Genomic DNA, 18,462 nt, shown 5'->3' with positions numbered 1-18,462 from the left:
AGTAGAATGTTGAGCAAATAAAATTTTCTCCTGCGTTTTGATTGACTTCCAGTGGACTCGAGGTATTATGGTAAATTCGTGGTGAAATTGTCTGACACAAATTTTTCATTCCATCGGAAAGGATGAACGAAAATGGCCAAACTAAATAAGCTGACGATCCTTAAAGAAAAAAGCAGCAATAGTATTACCGATAGACTCGTCTCGCGATTGAACGAACGCATAGAAAAAGAAGGTCTCGCCATCCAAGTGGAGGTCGTGACCTTTGACGAAGAAGTGATTCAAGAGCTGTCTGGGGATATTCTGCTACTAAGTCTCCCGCTCATGCATCAACTTCAATACTTAAATCGCTTAAAACTAAGATTTTATTTTGTTTCATTTATCGATCCCTACGCCTATGCACAGTTAGATGAGCGAAGATTGTTGAAACAGCTGCAAATGATCGAACAAATGGATGCCGAAAAAATAGTCAAATTCCAACCTCGAAACGGCTGGACCTATCCCGATTATTTCTTAGCTTTGAATCAGATGAAACAAGAACAATCTGCGAGTTAGAAAAAAATCCTTTCAATCAGCATCCGTTGATTGAAGGGATTTTTAATTAGAAACTATAGTGCCTCGATTGGTAAATTCATACCCTTCCAGCCTTCAAGCGCTCCTGCTAATTCATACGCTTCAAATCCGTTTGATAGAAGGATTAACAGAGCGGTTTTTCCTAAAGTTGTACCGCTTGTCCAATCGTAAACTACATAAGTTTTTTCCTTATCTAATTCGGCTAAATGATTAGCTAAATCTTTAGCAGGCATGGCGATTGCGCCTTTGATTTGATCCTTTTTGACCTGTGCAGGCGCATTGCGAACATCTAAAACCACATATTTAGAGTCTTCCTTATCCATATTTTCTAGGACGACGAAGTGGTTGATGTATAAGCTTAAATAGGTTTCCAATAATTCAATTTTCTTTTCATTCATGTTCAATTACTCCATTTCTTTGTTTAAATTGGCAGTTCCCTGCTTGATCTTATCCAATAGATAAAAAAATTGTTCAATTTCATCTTGCTTCAATTGATCCAGCAAGGTTTTCGTCACTTCGAAATTTCTCGGCAGAAATTTCGCTAACAACTTCTCTCCTGCTTCTGTCATCTGGACTTGGACTGCGCGCTTATCTAATGCAGACGGAACTTTACGAATCAGCTGATCCCGCTCCATATTATTGACCAGTTTGGTGATCGTTGCTCTAGAGGCTCCCAGTTTTTCTGCCAATTCCGATGGCATCAGCGAATGTTTTTCGGCGCGCTCCAAAAACATCAAAATAATGAATTTTGATTCTGAAAGTCCATACTGCTCCAAAACGGCATCATAAGCCTTTTGCATTTCACGATACGTCCACTGAAAATCCAAAAACAATGAAGCAATGATCGAATCCGATTGTTTCGCATATTGATCAATCGTTAATTGAATCCGTTGATTATCTGGACGATCATTGAAAGTAAAATTCTCCATAAGCATCTCCTTGAAATATAATTAGCCGGCTAACTAAATTAAGTATATCGCTTTTTCCGCAAATGTAAAAAACTCAGTTTCATTTATTTTCGTTTTCCTATTGACTTACAGTGCACTCGAAGTACTAAGCTGAATCTATACAAAAGAAAAAGGAGTGTTTTCAATGGACCTATCTTTGCATCACCCACAAACCGAAGAAGATTCTTTAAGAAAAACTTTTACTATTAACTCTATCAATAGTGCGAAGGAACATTTCCTTTCAAATAATGTCCAGCTTATTTTACAGTTGACGACTGTTTATCTGACAAGTAATCAACATACTGCGATCACTGACCGACTAACTGAAGCGTTACTTCGCGAGCTGATGGACACGACTTTAAAGGTACGGCTTAATCAGGTAAGCCAATTAGACCCCCTGTCCGTTTTGGATATGGTCGGATACTCACCTCAATTACGATCTGTTCACAACGCCCCTCTTCAAAAAATGACGCATGAGCTTAGTCAGTCTTTGGGTCTTTCTAAAACAGCCGCTTTAAGCATCGCTTGGCCAACTTGGGCACGCTCTATTTATCGGGATCAGCTTGATCGTTTTGCCTTATTCGCTGAGAATGTCCTAGCTGTCGATCCCAGCAGCTGTCAAAAAGAAACGGCTTTGAAGGGAATTCATGCAATGGAACATTTTTTCCATGCACTCCACTCACCAACGTCTCTCGAAGATTTGGACATTTGCCCAACGGATGTTGAATTTGACAGGCTAATACAAAAAATCGCGAATCCAGAAATTCAAGCGCTTCTGAAATGTTGGCGCTCGTAATTGGTGCTCATCTGGTAAAATAAGAAAAGAACGACTCAAGTAGGAGGATAAAGATGGGCTACAAAATCAGTGATATTTCAAAAAAGACCGGACTCAGTACCTATACGCTACGATTTTATGATCAAAAGGGATTGTTGCCATTTGTGGCTCGCGATAAAAATGGTCGCCGCCACTTTAAAGAGGAGGATTTGGCATTTCTATCAATTATCACTTGTTTAAAAAATACCGGGATGCAATTAAGCGAGATCAAAAAATTTGTCGAATGGTCAATGGATGGCGATCCAACCTATGAAAAACGACTTGATTTTTTTACTGAGCATAAAAAAGAAGTTGAGAAACAATTGGCACAAACCCAAGCCTATTTGGATAAGATCGACCGTAAAATTGATAAATATACCCAACAACATGAAACAGCAGTAAAGAAAACTTTTGAATAATACAAGCGAGATTTCGGCTCTTCCTATTTCAAAGGAGTCGAAATCTCGTTTGTCATTTGTAGTGCCCTTTTTAGTTTGCTCTTGATTCTATCATCAGATATTTAAACCAATGATGATTTTGCTATTTCTTGATATAGCTCAAATCATTAACTGATTCTATCCTCCATTTGCCACCTTTGTAAACATCTTTAGAAATACTCGCATTTTCAAGACCAGATGCCAGATTCTTCTCCGCAGCTTTGGCAACGATATCCTCGATGCTCTCGGTTATTTCAATACCTACTGGAGTCAGGGAATCTCTCTCCATCACAGGCAGCAGAGATTATCCGATCTTCTAAAACAAATGCGCCCTTGCTCATCAATTTTCACCTGAAAACCTCATAGTGTATCAACCAACCAAAAAATCCATGACAGATCCTGTACTCTCTCCCTTACAACCAACAAGCAAATTAATCATTTTGTCTTTTCATTTGATAATTAGTTTTAAATCAGATATAATTTCCAAATAGAAACTATTCGAGGTGATCATCATGTCCGATTTAGAATCTGCGTTGATCCAGTTGCAATGTGAGCTGGTTGCTGAACGAAATCTAGTCAATCCCAACGGACTTTCCTGGCTGCAATACGATATTTTGAATTTGCTGCGGCAAAAAGGGCCTGCCTCCCCTTCCCAATTGTCCGAACAGTTGCACATTCGTCCGTCAAAGTTTTCCAAGGCCATTAAGGAATTAAAGCAAAAAAACTACGTTGCACAAGCAATCAGTCAAGAAGATGGACGGGGGTTATTAACCAGCCTGACTGAAACAGGTCTGGAATTTCTTCGAACGATTGACGCTGGTCACACATTCCTCAGCAAAACTGCCGCTCAGAATTTCTCTTCAAAAGAACAGCAGCTTTTTACCCAATTAGCAAATAAACTGATCCTTGCTCTTGAAGAAGAAAGGATGCGAAGGTAATGACGAAGACGATAACGATTCACGGTGCTAGAAGTAATAACCTGAAAAATATCTCTGTCGCTATCCCAAAAGGAAAAATCACGGTCGTGACGGGTCTGTCTGGCTCAGGAAAGTCTTCTTTGGTTTTCGATACGTTGGCCGCCGAGTCTCAACGCCTACTGAACGAAACCTACTCAAGCTATATTCAGCAGATGCTTCCCCACTATGAACGCCCACTCGTAGATAAAATAGAAAATCTTCCGGTCTCGATCGTGATCGATCAGAAAAAGATCGGCGGAAATATCCGCTCTACGGTAGGCACGGTTTCGGATATTTACACTTCTTTACGCCTGCTCTATTCACGGATTGCTCAGCCCTTCATCGGCTACTCGATGACCTATTCATTTAATCATCCGGCAGGTATGTGCCCTAATTGTCAGGGAACTGGCGAAAGCCTGACCTTTGATCTTCATCAGTTGATCGATTTTGATCGTTCGCTCGCAGAAGGTGCCATCCTCTTTCCTACCTTTCAACCCGGTGGCTGGCGCTTGACGCGTTATACGGAATCCGGATATTTCGACAATCAGAAGAAGATTAGGGACTACTCTCAAGCTGAACTGGATAAGCTGCTCTATGATAAGGGCAGCCGCCCGGAAAACCCAACGGAAAAATTCCCAAAAACCGGTCTCTATACCGGTATCATCGAACGCATTCAAAAGACAGTGATCGAAAAAGGCGCGAAGCACTATCAAAAAGACAGTGCGCGTGTGACTACTACGATCCCCTGTCCAGAATGCCAAGGCTCGCGCGTCAATCCCCTCGTGCGCTCAGCGAAGATCAACGATTTATCCATCGCGGATTGTGTTAACATGCCGATCCAAGATTTACTTGCCTTTTTAGATACGATCACCAATAGGCAAGTAGAAACGATTTTAATTGATCTGAAGAATCGATTGAGAACAATGATAGCTGTGGGCTTAGACTATTTAACACTTGGAAGAACCACCAGTACTCTTTCCGGTGGCGAATCCCAAAGACTAAAAATGACGAAGCACCTAAATAGTTCACTCGCCAATGTGTTATATATTTTCGATGAACCCAGTGTTGGTCTACATCCTGAAGATATTATTGGAATTAACAAGATTTTTTCACGTTTAAAAGAAAAAGGTAATACTGTCGTCTTGGTCGATCATGATCCAGATATTATCAAGCTAGCCGATTTCATTATTGATTTAGGGCCTGGCGCAGGTGCAAGAGGCGGTCAAATTACCTATCAAGGAAGCTACGCCGACTTTTTAACTAGCGACACATTGACTGCAAAATCTTTAAATGAACCTCACCAGCTTAACTTGCAAGAGAAAGAGTATTCAGCGTTTTATACCTTGGAAAATGTCAGTGCCTTCAACATTAAGAAACAATCAGTCCGGCTTCCTAAAGGTGCATTAACGGTAGTTTCTGGTTTAGCAGGCTCTGGCAAAAGTACCTTGATTCGAAAACTTTTTATGGAAAAATATCCAGAAGCAATTGCTTTCGATCAGACGCCTATCCGTGGAAGCAATCGTTCAAATTTATTGACTTACCTTGGAATGCTTGATGTTATCCGGCAAAAATATGCCAAAATTTCGGGAAAACCAGCTTCTCTATTTACCTTCAACGGCGCCGGTGCTTGTCCTGAATGCAAGGGCAAAGGGTATATCAACTATGACTTAGCTTACATGGGGGATGTTCGACAAGAATGCGAAAAATGTCATGGAAAGAGATATAATGAAGAAGCGTTGTCCTATAGCTGGAAGGGCTTTAGGATTAATGAACTTTTTCAACTGACGGTCGCGCAAGCCCATCAACTACTCGCTCTTCCAGAAATCAGGAATAAGCTAATGGTCTTAATTGAAGCAAATTTGGCCTATCTTACCTTAGGACAAAGTCTAGATACTTTATCAGGTGGGGAACGACAACGTTTAAAACTCGCATCGATGCTACTGCATAAGGATTCGCTAGACTCAGCAATTTTTATCTTGGACGAACCTAGTACTGGCTTGCATGAAAGTGATATTAAAAGTTTACTCAAGCTGTTAGACAAGTTAAAAGAAAATGGCAAGACCCTGATCGTCTTGGAACATAATTTATCGATGATTAGTCAAGCAGATTGGGTTATTGATCTGGGACCACATGGAGGCATGAACGGCGGTGAAATTCTGTTTCAGGGCTATTTATCAGCGCTTTTAAAGTGTAAGAAATCTTATACCGCCAAGCATTTAAAAAAATTTATTGAAAACTAAAAACAAGCGATGATTGAACTCACTCAACCATCGCTTGTTTTATTTTTCTAATGAGTAGTAGATTATGTGGATATTCTTAGTACCTTCGATTACTAGCTCCCTCTGATTCTCGACTGGATAATAATTCGCAGTCAAAACTTTCTCCCCTTGGTTAATAAAAATTTCGCAGGTCGATTGGTCTATGAAAATAGAGAGCTTCACCGCTTCACCCAGAGCTATCAGACTTTCTCGGATTTCCCCGAAGGCTGGATTCAACGGATAGTGAGTTTTACTGCGATTCAACTGAATCATTCCTTTTTCAGTATCGTAGCTCAAAGTTAACGCATAGCTGCTTGTCTTATCTGAAAACAGCTGAATCTGACCACGACAATTTTCAGGAATTGTTAGCTGTAGTTCATAACAATTATTGGTCGACTTTCGCAGCTGTTTCGTCGGTTCTAAAACAAAATCTTCTCTGGCTTTTCTTAATAGTTTCGTCTCACAAACAGGATATTGATAAAGCTTTCCCTTTTTTAGGGTAAGCTCTTTGACTAAACTCAAACTGTGTGCCCAGCCCTCATCAAATGTGGGATAGTCCATTTCCGGTAATCCGATCCAGCCGACACTTAAGCAGCGACCATCAGGCGCCATGATTGCTTGAGTGGCATAGAGGTCAAAGCCCTCGTCTAATAATTGCTGCTGAGTGGAATTCTTCAGGTAATTTCCTTCTATTAGATAGTCCTCTGCCAAAACGTAAGTGTTCGGATAAACATTTTGATATTCGAGTACACTCTTATCTAAGCCCTGTGGACATAGCAGCAGGACTACCTTGCCATTAATGAAAAGCAAATTAGGACATTCCACCATAAAGCCAAGATTTTGATTAAGCTCTAGTGGTCCGAGGTAAGTCCAATCGACTAAGTTTTTACTTCGATAAACGAGTACGTGTCCTCGTTCATCGATTGTTTTTCCCCCGATCACCATGAGATATACATCTCTGTAACGGATGATTTGCGGGTCGCGAAAATGTGCGGTGTAGCCGCTTGGTGGTTCTGGGATCATCGGTATTTCTACTTTATCAATAGTTCCTTCGCGGTTCATCCAAGCGCTCAATTGATAGCTATGCCGCTCCCAAGCCTCATCTCTGACATTTCCGGTATAGGCTAAAAAGAGTTTCTCCTCTACTGGCAACGCACTTCCGGAATAAACACCATGAGAATCATAGTCAGAATCCGGTTCTAACGCGAGCCCTTCCGATTCCCAGTGAATCAAGTCCTTTGAGCTGATGTGGAACCAGGATTTTAGACCGTGAGTGGCGCCAAAGGGAAACGACTGATAAAATAAATGCCATTTCCCATTAAAATAGCTGAATCCATTGGGATCATTTAGTAATCCGGTTTCTGGTTGAATGTGATAGTTTAATCGCCAACACGAAGCGACAACCTTTGTTTTTAATTCCTTCACCTGTTCGTCTGACCATTCATGATACGGGCGATAGCGGTTTTCTTGGGTCCATTCCATCGCCTTCACCTATGATCCTAAAATCGGCGAGACATAATCCTGATTGTATTCCAAGCCTGAGATCGCCTCTTTTGAATCAGTGATGATCACCATGACAGTTGCGTCTTTGCCTTTGGCTTCGATCAAGTCTAGATCAATCGTGCCAATGACCTGTCCTTGTTGCAGCGATTGTCCTTCCTTAATCTTCAAGCTGAAAGGTTCCCCATTTAGCTCTACCGTATCGATGCCTAAATGCAGCAGGAGCTCCAAACCGTCATCCGTTACGATGCCAATCGCATGTTTTGTAGGAGCAATCATTTTCACCACACCAGATATTGGGGCTTTGATTGTGCCGTTACTTGGCAATACAGCAAAACCTTCGCCCATCATTTTGCTGGCAAAAACCTGATCGTTTACCTCCGAAATCGGAATAATTTCGCCTTCAATCGGTGAGTAGACTTTATCAGTTGTCTTTTTTCCTTGTGCTTTTGCAGAAATAGTGTTCGTTTCTTTTTTGATCACGAAGAAGTTCGTTAAAGCAAAAGCCAGAATGAAGGTTCCGATGCCTACTATTACATACGTGATGACTTGATACGGCTCATAGATATACATCAACGGAGACAACAGAACTGCTAATCCATAGCTATTGGCTTGAATTCCTAACAAGGAAAGCACCATGCCGCCGACTGCGGAACTTCCTAACATGACTAAGATCGCTTTCATTCCTGTCCGCATCACCACACCGAACAATGCCGGTTCACTGACACCCAAGAGTTGCGTGACTGTGGCCGAAATTCCAGCCGTTTTCACAGAAGCATTACGCGTTCTTAACGCAATTGCCAAACAAACTGCCGCATTGGCAAAACCATACATCGCACAAACGGTGATTAAAGGATTAAAGCCCGTGGTGGCGATCAAGGAGGTTTCGATCATGATGAACATATGATGCATCCCTGTCATGACCGCAATCGGATATAAGAAACCAATGATCAGGCCGCCAAGCCCCAATGGCAAGTGCAGGAACATTTCGATGACTTTTATCGCTTGTCCTTCAAACGCATGTACAATCGGACCTAATACGAACAAGGCAACAAAGACAGACACAAGGATTACGACAAACGGTGTAAAAATCAAATCCATCGCATTGGGCATGATTTTCCGTAATTTCTTCTCAAGCGTGGCCCCGATCATCCCAGTGATCAGCGCAGTCAGGATTGAACCTTGGTAACCGACTAACGGAATTATTCCGAAAGCCATAATTGGTTCAGCGGTTCCACCTGCTACTGCATAAGCATTTGGTAGAGCCGGAGAAACCAGCATCAACCCGATCAAAAAGCCGATGATTGGTAATCCGCCTAATTTCTTAAACGCAGACCAGCAGATAAAAGCGGTTAAAAAGCCGAAAGCCGTATCGGTTAAAACCGTCACTGACGCACTCAACCATTCGGGAATACTATTCGGCGTCAGTCCCATTGCACGAAGAACGGTTTCATTGAAGAGCACGCCCTTTAGCCCTAAGAAGAGACCTGTCGCTCCCAGAATCGGGATGATTGGAACAAAGATATCGGCAATATTCCGAACAGCTCGTTGCAACGGCGAAGCTTCGTCTTTTGCCATCTGATCCTTTGATACTTCATTGAAAGCGTAGGTTTTTTGCAGCGCAGCATAGACCTTATTGACAATCCCTGTACCTAAAATAATTTGATATTGGCCCGCATTATAGAAAACTCCTTTGACCTCTTCCGCCTGCTCTACTTGACTGTCATCAATGGCTTTACGATCCTTTACTTGCAGGCGTAGTCGGGTCGCGCAGTGCGTCGCGGAGACGATATTATCTTCTCCTACGACTGCGACAAGTTTTTCAGCGATTTCTTGATAGTTTGTTTTAGTCATGATTACCACCCTTTCTGATTACAACGGCTTGGTAAGGTTTTAAGATTTGTGCGTCATGTTGTTTTGTCAATTCATGATAATTGTTCAATAGTACTTCACCTGCGGCCTCGATTTTCTGCTCTTGATTGCTTAGATTGACAAAAATCTGAAGCGTTTCTTCTCCTGATCGCTCGTAACCAATAACAGCATCGGCGGTTTCCAATGGAGTAAATTGGCCATAGATCAATGTATTACGATAGACTGAACGGTTTCGCAATTGAATCATTTGTTGATAAAAGGAAAAGATTGACTCGGGGCGCTGTACCTGATCCGCCGCATTCACTTCGGTTTGATCGCCGGTCAGCTTCAACCACGCGTTGTTCGATGGACTAAAGCCAGCATTTTCTGAAGCGTCCCACTGAAACGGCGTACGCGTATTATCTCTAGAACGATGATTCACAAAATTCATGGCCTCCTCTTCGGAAAAACCCTCCATAATCGAACGATGGTAATTATCGATACTAGACACATCGTTGAAATCATCGATTGTTGTTCGTTGAAAATTCTTCATTCCGATTTCCTGTCCTTGATAGATAAAAGGGGTGCCTCGCAGAAAGAAAAACAAGGTCGCCAAAGCTTTTGCCCCAATCTCATTTTGATACGTTTCATCAGTAATGTATTTTGATAATGAACGGGGCTGGTCATGGTTTTCTAAAAAGTTTGCTCCCCATCCACTATTTTGAATCGCTGTTTGACTTTTGAACAATAATTCCTTCAAATCCTGCGGCTGCCAGTTGGTCTGACGGAACCATTCACTGCCGTTTTCCACATCAATATCCGCATAATGGAAATCAAAGATCATATTGAAATAGCCGTCCTTACCAATATATTGATCATATTGATCATAAGGGACACCCGGCGCTTCACCGACACTGACACAGTCATATTTTTGAAAAGTTTCACGATTTAATTCTGCTAGGAATTTTTCAATTCCAGGACGATTTCTTGTTTTGTGTTTTACGCTGCCTAAGCCATCGCTGCCGTCTGGTTCGACATTGCCATAATCCTGATCTTTTTTAATAAATGTAATAGAATCGATCCGAAAACCTGCGATTCCCTGCTCTAACCACCAATTGATCATTTCATAGATTTCTTGTCTCAGCGCCGGATTTTCCCAGTTTAAGTCCGGTTGCTTCTTATCAAAAGTATGGAAATAATACATATCGGTTTCATTTGGCACTGGCTCCCAAACACTGCCGCCGAAGATCGATCGCCAATTATTCGGCGGATTCCCCGCCTCACCTGACTTGAAAATATAGTAGTTGCGATAAGGACTTTCAGTATCTGCCAAAGCGGCTTGGAACCATGCGTGCTCATCAGAAGAATGATTCACAACCAAATCAAGGATTATCTTGATGCCTTTGGCTTTTGCTGCTTCGATCAGCTCAGTCAGATCCTCCATCGTACCGAATTCTGCTTGTATACCTTTATAATCGGCTATATCGTACCCATTATCAACCATTGGCGAGGTAAAAATTGGACAAATCCATAGCATCGTCACTCCCAGTTCCGCTAGATAGTCCAGCTTCTGGGTGATTCCCTTAATGTCACCAATCCCATCGCCGTCACAATCGTAAAAGCTTTTAGGATACACCTGATAAACGACTTCCTCTTTCCAAAAATTCTGTTCCTCCTCCAATAACTGTTTTTCCTTTAAAATCATTTCCATAATAAGTTCTCCTTTTGTGGTATCGATACCACATTTCTTTTAAGAAAAATCCGCTTAAGCAGATTTTCGTTTAATCAATTGTAGTTCTAACTCAGAAGTATCTAGTTGATAATCCTTTTCTTCCATTCGAGCAATCAACCAATTCGTTGACTCTCGCCCTAACGCTTCAACTGGCTGTGCGATAGTCGTTAACGGAACCGCCAACATACTCGTAAACGGCTGATTATCAAAGCCCATAATCGCTAAGTCCTCGGGTATTTTCTTGCCAGCTGCTAAATAGCTTTCCAATATACCGCTAGCAACTTCATCACTGCTGGTAAATACCGCATCAGGCCGATTTTCCTGCGGCAGCGAGAGCAGCTTGTCGGCTACCTGCCTGCCATCGTCGATCGTATGCACTTGCTTAAAGATCCAATCAATTTTCATTGGCAGCCGGTGCGTATTCAGCGCCCGTTCAAACCCTTCAGTTCGAGAATTTCCGTGTCCGCCGCGGGTCAACGTCCCACCTGTGCAATAGGCGATTTTCTGATAGCCCTGATTGATCAAGTATTCAGTCGCGTCAAAGCTCGCCGCTTCTTGGTTCGTAAAGACTTGCGGCAAATCCGATCCCGGAATTTGTTCATTACATAGAACGATCGGACCGTATTCACGATAGGCTTCAACAATTTTCGGATCCCCTTCGATCGAGCACATAATCAAACCAGCGATGACCTGCTGCTTCAGCATCTCCAACATATTGGTCTCCGCCTTCTTATCGTCGTAGGTCTGCATGACCAAAACGTTATAGCCATGGGATCTGGCATTCTTTTCAATCGCGTCAACTAAGTGTGAAAAGAATGGATTGGCGATCCGTGAAACTAAGATCCCGATCATCGTTCCTTTTTTTGAGCGTAGTTGAGTAGCTACCGAGCTGGGCGTATAATCCAATTCTGCCATCGCCGCTTGAATCCGTTTGCGTTTATCCTCAGAGATATAGGGATGGTGATTCAAATAGCGAGAAACGGTTGAGACGGATAAGCCTGCTTTTTTTGCGACATCTTTAATTGTTGCCAATATTTCACCGCCTTATGATATCGATTTCATATACAGCATACGATGATTCCCATGCTTTGTCAACATGAATTTGTTAAGAAACAAGATAGATGACTGTCTTTCCTTATATGTTTATGGTATTCATTGACTTTACCTAGAATAAAATAACTGCATAAAAGAACCGTTGAAATAATCAACGGTTCTCTGCCATTCGTTCAGCTAGTTCTTTTAAAAATGGTTGATAATCGACTTTTGAAAAATCGGTTACATCAAACTCAATAAGGCTACCTAATTGAAACTTGTTATAATTTCGTGTTTCGATAATCTCTCGAAATGCTTCTTTCGTAATCAAATTATCGGCCTGGCTTCGATCAATCAACTGATCGCCAAAGTGATAATGCGTCATAATATGGCTCAAATGACGATCTGCTTCAACATCACGCAGCTTTCTGCGTTGCCAAAGCACCTCAAAATCGGCGACTAAGCGGATCGTGATTGGTTCATAATCGTATTGTTCGGCCAAAGCGTTCAGTTGCTCCTTTTGCTTATCGCTAAAAGGATATTCAGAAACGACGATTCGTTTTCCTGCATCCATATACAATGCCAACACATTGTAGTAGAAAATCCAAACCTTTTTTTCAAGTTCCGCCTTCTCAGCTAAATTATCAAAGCCGATCTGATCTGCGAAGATTTCTTTGCCCTCATCTGGTGTGATCAGGAAGAAATCACCAAGGACACGCCGCATTTCATCGATCAAGTAGGATTTTCCCGTTGCTGGACTGCCTGCGATCAAAATCAGATACTTTTTCATGTTATTTTTGCATCGCCAAAGGACTGTCAACATTCATGAACAGACCGATTTTATGTTTAACGATTTCCTTGACTGCTTGATTGGCAGGAATGACATTGTGTCGCAGCGATTTGTTTACTTCGGTCTCACTAAAGGATTCCTTCGCTACTTTTGTCCAGTTAACCAACAACTCCGTTCCTACATTGAATTTCCGAATTCCGTTATTGATCAATTCTGGGTAATCTTCCTCTTTTACACCCGTACCGCCATGAATGACTAATGGAATATCAACCACTGCATGGATTTCTTTTAACAATGGAATATTGACCTCTGTTTTAGATTTAAATTGTCCATGATTGGTACCAATAGCGATCGCAAGGGCGTCGATGTCTGTTTGCTTAACAAACTCCACCGCATCTGCTGGTTTCGTATAAACCTTGTCATTTTCAGCAACAGAAATTCCTTCCTCTGTTCCGCCGATCGTTCCCAGCTCCCCTTCGACAGAAACACCGTTGGCATGAGCATACTCTACCACTGCCTTTGTTTTAGCGATGTTTTCTTTAAATGGAAGATGCGAACCATCGTACATGACACTAGAATAGCCTGCGTCAATTGCCGCTTTGATCTCATTAAAATCTCTAGCATGGTCTAGATGCAAGGCTACATCTACCATTTCTGTATTGGCGATCTCTTTTACGACTGCGACCATCACATCATAGCCAATGTACTTTGCGGTATCGATGCTGGTTTGGATGATGATGGGTGAGCCCATCTCTTTTGCTGCGCGAATCATTTCTGGCAGCATTTCCAAATTATGGGTATTAAACGCCCCAATCGTCATGTTCAAGTCTTCGGCTATTTGTGTAACTTCCTTTAGTGTTTTATACATTTTTCCATTACCTTCTTTTCTTTTAATTGGTTATCTGCTGATGGTGACTTTTTTAGCAATTTGACGCATGTCATCCATTTTCCCCATATATTTATCGATGCCTGCGTCATTGCCATTGCGAGCAGCTTCTGCCCGTTTCGCGTTGTAAAGACTCATTAATTTTTTGTAGCCGTCGCCGATCGTTAGTTTGTAGTCTAAACTTTTCTCTAAACGTTCAATCGCTGAATCCACTTGATTCAATTCAGCATCATTCAAACCGAGTTTTTCGTATAATCCAGCTAAGTCACTTACTTCAGCAGAATCTGCTTGCTCCAGCTCAGCTATCTGTGCCATCAACTGCTGATTATCTTTGGTTAAGCGTTCTTTCTCTTCTACTGAAAGTTCGATTTTTTCCTCTATTTTTTCAGGCTTCTTCTTTTTCTTGAAAAGACCAAACATGACACATCCTCCTTAAAACATTTTTAGGATCGGACTAAGAATCCATGCATACAACAACGCCGCGGCGACTGTATCCACATCCGTTGCTGTCGCGTTGACAAAACCCATTTGATTGAAGATCGTTACTAAAAGTGCTGGTAATAACGTGATAAAGAACCCATGTACGATCCCACCGATGATCGCTCCACGCCGTCCGCCGGCTGCATTTCCGAAAATCCCTGCAGTTCCTCCCGCAAAGAAATTGGTCAGCATCCCTGGCAGAATCATCGCCAAACCAAATGTTGGTAAAACAAACATCGCGATAATCGTTCCGATCGTTGTCGTGATGAAGCCTAAGATCACGGCATTCGGTGAATAAGGGAAGAAGACCGGACAATCCAATGCAGGGATCGCATTTGGTACCAATTTCATCGCGATTCCGCGGAAGGCTGGAACGATTTCACCTAATAGCAAACGAACACCCGATAGTAAGACATAGACACCCACGACAAATTGAATTGCTTGTAAGAAAGCAAACATCAAGTAATGCTGTGAGCCATGATCACCGACACCTGAACCAGCAAAAGCAGCAGTGATGATGTATAACGGAACCATCACGACCATTACTGACAAATAGGTGTCTTGTAAAAATTCAAAGGATTTCGGCAAATTAATATCTTCGATGGATTTCTTGTTTTCACCGCGTTCACCGAAGATGTAGGCGACACCCGCTTCAAACATATAACCGATCGTACAGAAATGTCCCAACGCGATATCGTTCGATCCAGTGATTTTACGAATAATCGGTTGAGCGATCGCCGGCATCGCTACCGCAAAGATCGCTCCAACGATACTGCCAACAACGATCAGAACAAGCCCTCTTAAGCCGGCAAAGTAACCAAAAACAGTTGTCATGGTAGCCATCCAAAGAATTGCTTGGCCTGTTAAGAAAATGTATTTCCATTTCGTAAAGCGGGCAATCAAAATATTAACAATAAAAATACCTAGAAACGTCAAAGCAATATCGCGCCCCAAGCCTAATTCATTCATTGCTTGTCCGTTAATCGCTTCGATCGAAGGAATGATTCCCTGCATATGGAAGCCCGCAGTAAAAATTTCGCCAAAATAGGTCAAGCTGCCGACAATAATGCTGGAACCTGCACTCAGTACCTGAAAGCCAAGTAACGTCTTCAACGTTCCTGAAATTACCTGACCTGCAGATTTCTTCTGCAAACACAGCCCCAGCATCGCGATCAAGGCAATCGTGATTGATGCCTGTGTTAAAATATTCTCGATGATAAAATTAACTACTCCCATTTGTTTCGCTCCTTATTCATAATATTGAATTCATTTTTCAAAAACCGAAAAATGAGTTCGATTTTCATGCCGTATGTCATTCTGCTAATCTTGCTAAAGCAAGAAGCAGAACTGGTATCCTTTAAATTTTTTACAGCGCTCCTTTGGCTTCTAAAATCGGTAACAGTTTTTCTTCGATTTCTGGTTTTGACACGATATTTTTTAGGTAAACGATGGCGGTTTGTTCTTCATTGATCGAAAACTTTTCGAATTGCGACTTGAAATTTTGGGCGGTGATAATAATGTCGGAGCGTGATGACGCTGCTGTCGAAATGTCGACATGATCTAATTTTGCGTCAACACCGTGTGCATTCAACACATCCTCTGCTGCCATCTGAGCAGCAAAACTGCTTCCTAAGCCTGCTCCACATACGAATAAAATTGATACTTGTTTTGCCATTTTTTTCTCTCCATTCTGATTTTTATCTATCGAACTATGCATAATTCCTTAACTAAATAAGATTTCCTTGAAGCGCTCTATGTCTCTCTCGCCGCTCAGGCGATTGACCTTCTCTTCATCGTTGATCAGCGCAATCAAGCTCTTCATAATATTTAAGTGTGAATACGAATCAACCGCCGCTAGACAAAAAATGATTTTTACCGGATCATTTTCTTCATTGCCAAATGCGATCGGCTCCTCAAGCGTCGCCACACTAATCCCTAACTGATTGACTCCGTCCTCTGGTCGTGCATGGGCCAAAGCGATATATTTACCAATCACGATATAAGGACCGTATTCTTTCACCGAGTTGATCATCGCAGTCACATAGTTGGGGTCGATCACTTGATCGTTTACTAAAGGTTCGGAGACTCGGCGGATCGATTCCTCCCAAGTCGCGACCTTCTCATTCAATAAGATATTGCTATCCTTCAATACATCTTCTAACATCGGCTGAATCTCCTTCTTGTTTATCGATAAATGATTCTGATCAAATAATGTTTCTAATTCCTTATAGATATTGCCGGTAATTTCCCCGCCGCTTCGTTGAATAATCTCCGTCACTCCATAAAATAATTTTGTGGAATCATCATAATTGACTAAACGCCTCAGCTTTTCATTCTCATGTAAAAAGCCCGTAATCCGCTTTTTGCTTTCTTCTTTGATGATCGGTTCTAATTCCAACACCGGCTTCTGCAAATAATGAATGCTTACCGTACTAAAAACCAAATCGACATCCAATTTTCCAATCAAATCCAGTTCCCGTGAACTTAACACGGCTAAAACTTCGATATTGAACAGCTCCTTGAGGTTCTCCGACAGCAGCTTGCCTGTCGCAACTCCGTGATTGCATATCACCACAGCCTTATAAACGTAATGCAGGTCTTGATTGATAGAACTGACTGAAGTCGAAAAATGAATGGTCAAAAAAGCGACTTCATCTTCGCTTAGAGTTTTCTTTGTTACCTTCTCTATCGCCGGAGTAAACCGACAGATTGCCGAATAGATATTGCCATAATTCTTTTTAATCGTTTCTCTCAACGGATTAACAATTTGGATGTCGCTCTTCACTCGATTTATCAGTCCGACTAAATGCTTGTAAAGTCCCTCTTGTAGCGCTTCCTCTTTTCTCGAAAAAGGGATCTTGGTCTCTTCTTCTACGAACTGCATCAGCTGGATCGATAACAGCTGCGCCTGCACCCATTCGATCGAGTTGTTCATATCCCTTGAGTTAAAAGTATTCAGCATAAACACGATGTACTTGATTTCAACCTCTGGCGGTCTGATACAAAAGGCGTCACAAATCGCCGTTACATAATCGCGAATATCACTTTGTGGCGTATCCGCGCCCTCCCAAGCAGCGCTTGCGATCAGGTCTTCTCGCAAAAAACGACTGAGCCAAACGGCGGTAAACATCAATAGCTGATTGCGATAAATAGCTTCTTCCATTGAGGCCATCGACTGGCTATAAAGCTGATCTAATTTTTCTAACAGCTCCGACGAGATATAGCGAGTGAGCAGCGTTCGATTGATCGACGGCTCCTGTTCTTCTTGAGGAGAAACAACACCGACTGAATTATTGATGATGTCATAGATCATCGTGCGAATTGAACGCTCGGCTCCCTGTAGAACGATTCCCTGCTTCGGCACACTCAAGACCTCGAGCCCGTATTCCGCTAAAATATTTCTAACACGCCGCATGTCCTCATCCAGCGTACTTTTCGATATTTGGTACTCTTCCTCTTTTTGATATAAAAACGTCGCTTTTTTCCCTAAAGAAAAAGAAAGAATTAAATCAAAAATCCGACTTTCTCGATCTAAAAATTGGTCTTCATCTGATGAATCGATCTCTTTAAGCAGTTCTTTTTTCTGCTCCTGAGTCAGTTCCAGCTGGTACCCTTTTTTTCTATGATTTCTAATTTCTGGTAACCTCATTGCGCCTAAAAAATGATTGATTTCGCGAAGCTCATTTCGAATCGTACGAGCACTGGTATGAACTTCCTCTTCCAGTTTTTCGAGACTTACCGGATAGTTTGAGGTTATAAAAATCCGCAATATTTTTTGTGTTCGATCTTTCATTCCTATCTTCCTCTCGTCTAAGGTGAGTATATAACCCTTTATTTTTCTTGATAAGTAGAGATTCTTGCCACTTCTTTTGGCAAAAATGTAAGCGCGGTCATTTGTTGGATGCTATTACTGACTTTTTTATTACCTTATCTTCCGTTATTTTATAAACATTTATTTTCGGAAATTGATTTACTTTTTTATCGTGAGCCTGATTATTTTAATCACACTGAAAAGACGTGAAATCCCCTCTGACCGATTCCTTCCGACAAACAAAAAAGCTTCCAAAAAATGGAGGCTTAAGTTAGACCAATTTTGCTTCTTGCAGAGTGTCTTTTATTATAGCTTATCCTTATTCCAGGATTTCGCTTTTTTACGGATCGCTAAAGAAATTCCTCAGAACACCTTACATTTGCATCGATTTGCTTTAG

Annotated in this window: 17 protein-coding genes; 5 read left to right on the top strand and 12 right to left on the bottom strand. The window is 41.7% G+C overall.

Features of this window, described 5'->3' with window-relative positions; translation table 11 throughout:
* The first annotated feature begins 132 nt into the window (after positions 1-132).
* A complete protein-coding gene (locus IGI44_RS22400) occupies positions 133-552 on the top strand; it encodes a hypothetical protein (protein WP_253296075.1) in 420 nt (139 codons plus the stop codon).
* Positions 553-605: 53 nt separating this feature from the next.
* Here IGI44_RS22400 and IGI44_RS22395 read toward each other — a convergent pair whose 3' ends face one another.
* Positions 606-968: a rhodanese-like domain-containing protein gene (locus tag IGI44_RS22395; RefSeq protein ID WP_438790123.1), complete on the bottom strand. Its 363-nt coding sequence runs from the start codon at positions 966-968 to the stop codon at positions 606-608.
* A gap of 6 nt (positions 969-974) precedes the next feature.
* A complete protein-coding gene (locus IGI44_RS22390) occupies positions 975-1,499 on the bottom strand; it encodes a MarR family winged helix-turn-helix transcriptional regulator (RefSeq protein WP_438790122.1) in 525 nt (174 codons plus the stop codon).
* A 163-nt stretch (positions 1,500-1,662) separates the two neighbouring features.
* Between IGI44_RS22390 and IGI44_RS22385 the strand changes: the two genes are divergently transcribed.
* From IGI44_RS22385 to IGI44_RS22370, 4 genes are all read left to right on the top strand, one after another.
* Positions 1,663-2,313, top strand: coding sequence for a hypothetical protein (locus IGI44_RS22385; protein ID WP_438790121.1), 651 nt, complete (start codon positions 1,663-1,665; stop codon positions 2,311-2,313).
* A gap of 53 nt (positions 2,314-2,366) precedes the next feature.
* Complete coding sequence (locus IGI44_RS22380) at positions 2,367-2,750, top strand: MerR family transcriptional regulator (protein WP_438790120.1); 384 nt, start codon at positions 2,367-2,369, stop codon at positions 2,748-2,750.
* 530 nt (positions 2,751-3,280) lie between these two features.
* The gene (locus tag IGI44_RS22375; RefSeq protein WP_438790119.1) at positions 3,281-3,706 is read left to right on the top strand and encodes a MarR family winged helix-turn-helix transcriptional regulator; all 426 of its coding nucleotides are present in this window, start codon (positions 3,281-3,283) and stop codon (positions 3,704-3,706) included.
* Positions 3,706-5,964, top strand: coding sequence for an ATP-binding cassette domain-containing protein (locus tag IGI44_RS22370; RefSeq protein WP_438790118.1), 2,259 nt, complete (start codon positions 3,706-3,708; stop codon positions 5,962-5,964). Before IGI44_RS22375 ends, IGI44_RS22370 begins: the two co-directional genes overlap by 1 nt.
* A gap of 39 nt (positions 5,965-6,003) precedes the next feature.
* Here the strand turns inward: IGI44_RS22370 and IGI44_RS22365 are convergent, their stop codons facing one another.
* The 10 genes from IGI44_RS22365 to IGI44_RS22320 all read right to left on the bottom strand — a co-directional run bounded on the left by IGI44_RS22365 (position 6,004) and on the right by IGI44_RS22320 (position 18,046).
* Positions 6,004-7,464 (bottom strand): sucrose-6-phosphate hydrolase, encoded by a 1,461-nt coding sequence (locus IGI44_RS22365; protein ID WP_438790117.1) that lies wholly within the window; start codon positions 7,462-7,464, stop codon positions 6,004-6,006.
* 9 nt (positions 7,465-7,473) lie between these two features.
* The gene (locus IGI44_RS22360) at positions 7,474-9,336 is read right to left on the bottom strand and encodes a glucose PTS transporter subunit IIA (protein WP_438790116.1); all 1,863 of its coding nucleotides are present in this window, start codon (positions 9,334-9,336) and stop codon (positions 7,474-7,476) included.
* Positions 9,329-11,044, bottom strand: coding sequence for an alpha-glucosidase (locus IGI44_RS22355; protein WP_438790115.1), 1,716 nt, complete (start codon positions 11,042-11,044; stop codon positions 9,329-9,331). Before IGI44_RS22355 ends, IGI44_RS22360 begins: the two co-directional genes overlap by 8 nt.
* Before the next feature lie 54 nt (positions 11,045-11,098).
* Positions 11,099-12,097 carry a LacI family DNA-binding transcriptional regulator gene (locus tag IGI44_RS22350; protein ID WP_438790114.1) on the bottom strand — a complete coding sequence of 333 codons (999 nt, stop codon included), beginning with the start codon at positions 12,095-12,097 and terminating at the stop codon, positions 11,099-11,101.
* A 172-nt stretch (positions 12,098-12,269) separates the two neighbouring features.
* Positions 12,270-12,887 carry an AAA family ATPase gene (locus tag IGI44_RS22345; RefSeq protein WP_438790113.1) on the bottom strand — a complete coding sequence of 206 codons (618 nt, stop codon included), beginning with the start codon at positions 12,885-12,887 and terminating at the stop codon, positions 12,270-12,272.
* 1 nt (position 12,888) lies between these two features.
* Positions 12,889-13,755: a class II fructose-bisphosphate aldolase gene (locus IGI44_RS22340; protein ID WP_438790112.1), complete on the bottom strand. Its 867-nt coding sequence runs from the start codon at positions 13,753-13,755 to the stop codon at positions 12,889-12,891.
* Between the two features lie 30 nt (positions 13,756-13,785).
* Entirely contained in the window at positions 13,786-14,193 is a 408-nt protein-coding gene (locus IGI44_RS22335) for a tetratricopeptide repeat protein (RefSeq protein ID WP_438790111.1), read from the bottom strand.
* 12 nt (positions 14,194-14,205) lie between these two features.
* Entirely contained in the window at positions 14,206-15,489 is a 1,284-nt protein-coding gene (locus IGI44_RS22330) for a PTS sugar transporter subunit IIC (protein WP_438790110.1), read from the bottom strand.
* Between the two features lie 130 nt (positions 15,490-15,619).
* The gene (locus IGI44_RS22325; protein WP_438790109.1) at positions 15,620-15,928 is read right to left on the bottom strand and encodes a PTS sugar transporter subunit IIB; all 309 of its coding nucleotides are present in this window, start codon (positions 15,926-15,928) and stop codon (positions 15,620-15,622) included.
* 48 nt (positions 15,929-15,976) lie between these two features.
* Positions 15,977-18,046: a BglG family transcription antiterminator gene (locus IGI44_RS22320; protein ID WP_438790108.1), complete on the bottom strand. Its 2,070-nt coding sequence runs from the start codon at positions 18,044-18,046 to the stop codon at positions 15,977-15,979.
* Positions 18,047-18,462: the final 416 nt, after the last annotated feature.

This window comes from Enterococcus sp. DIV0756 (assembly GCF_051710745.1).
Lineage (GTDB): Bacteria > Bacillota > Bacilli > Lactobacillales > Enterococcaceae > Enterococcus_A.
This window is presented reverse-complemented; position numbering and strand designations above follow the sequence as displayed.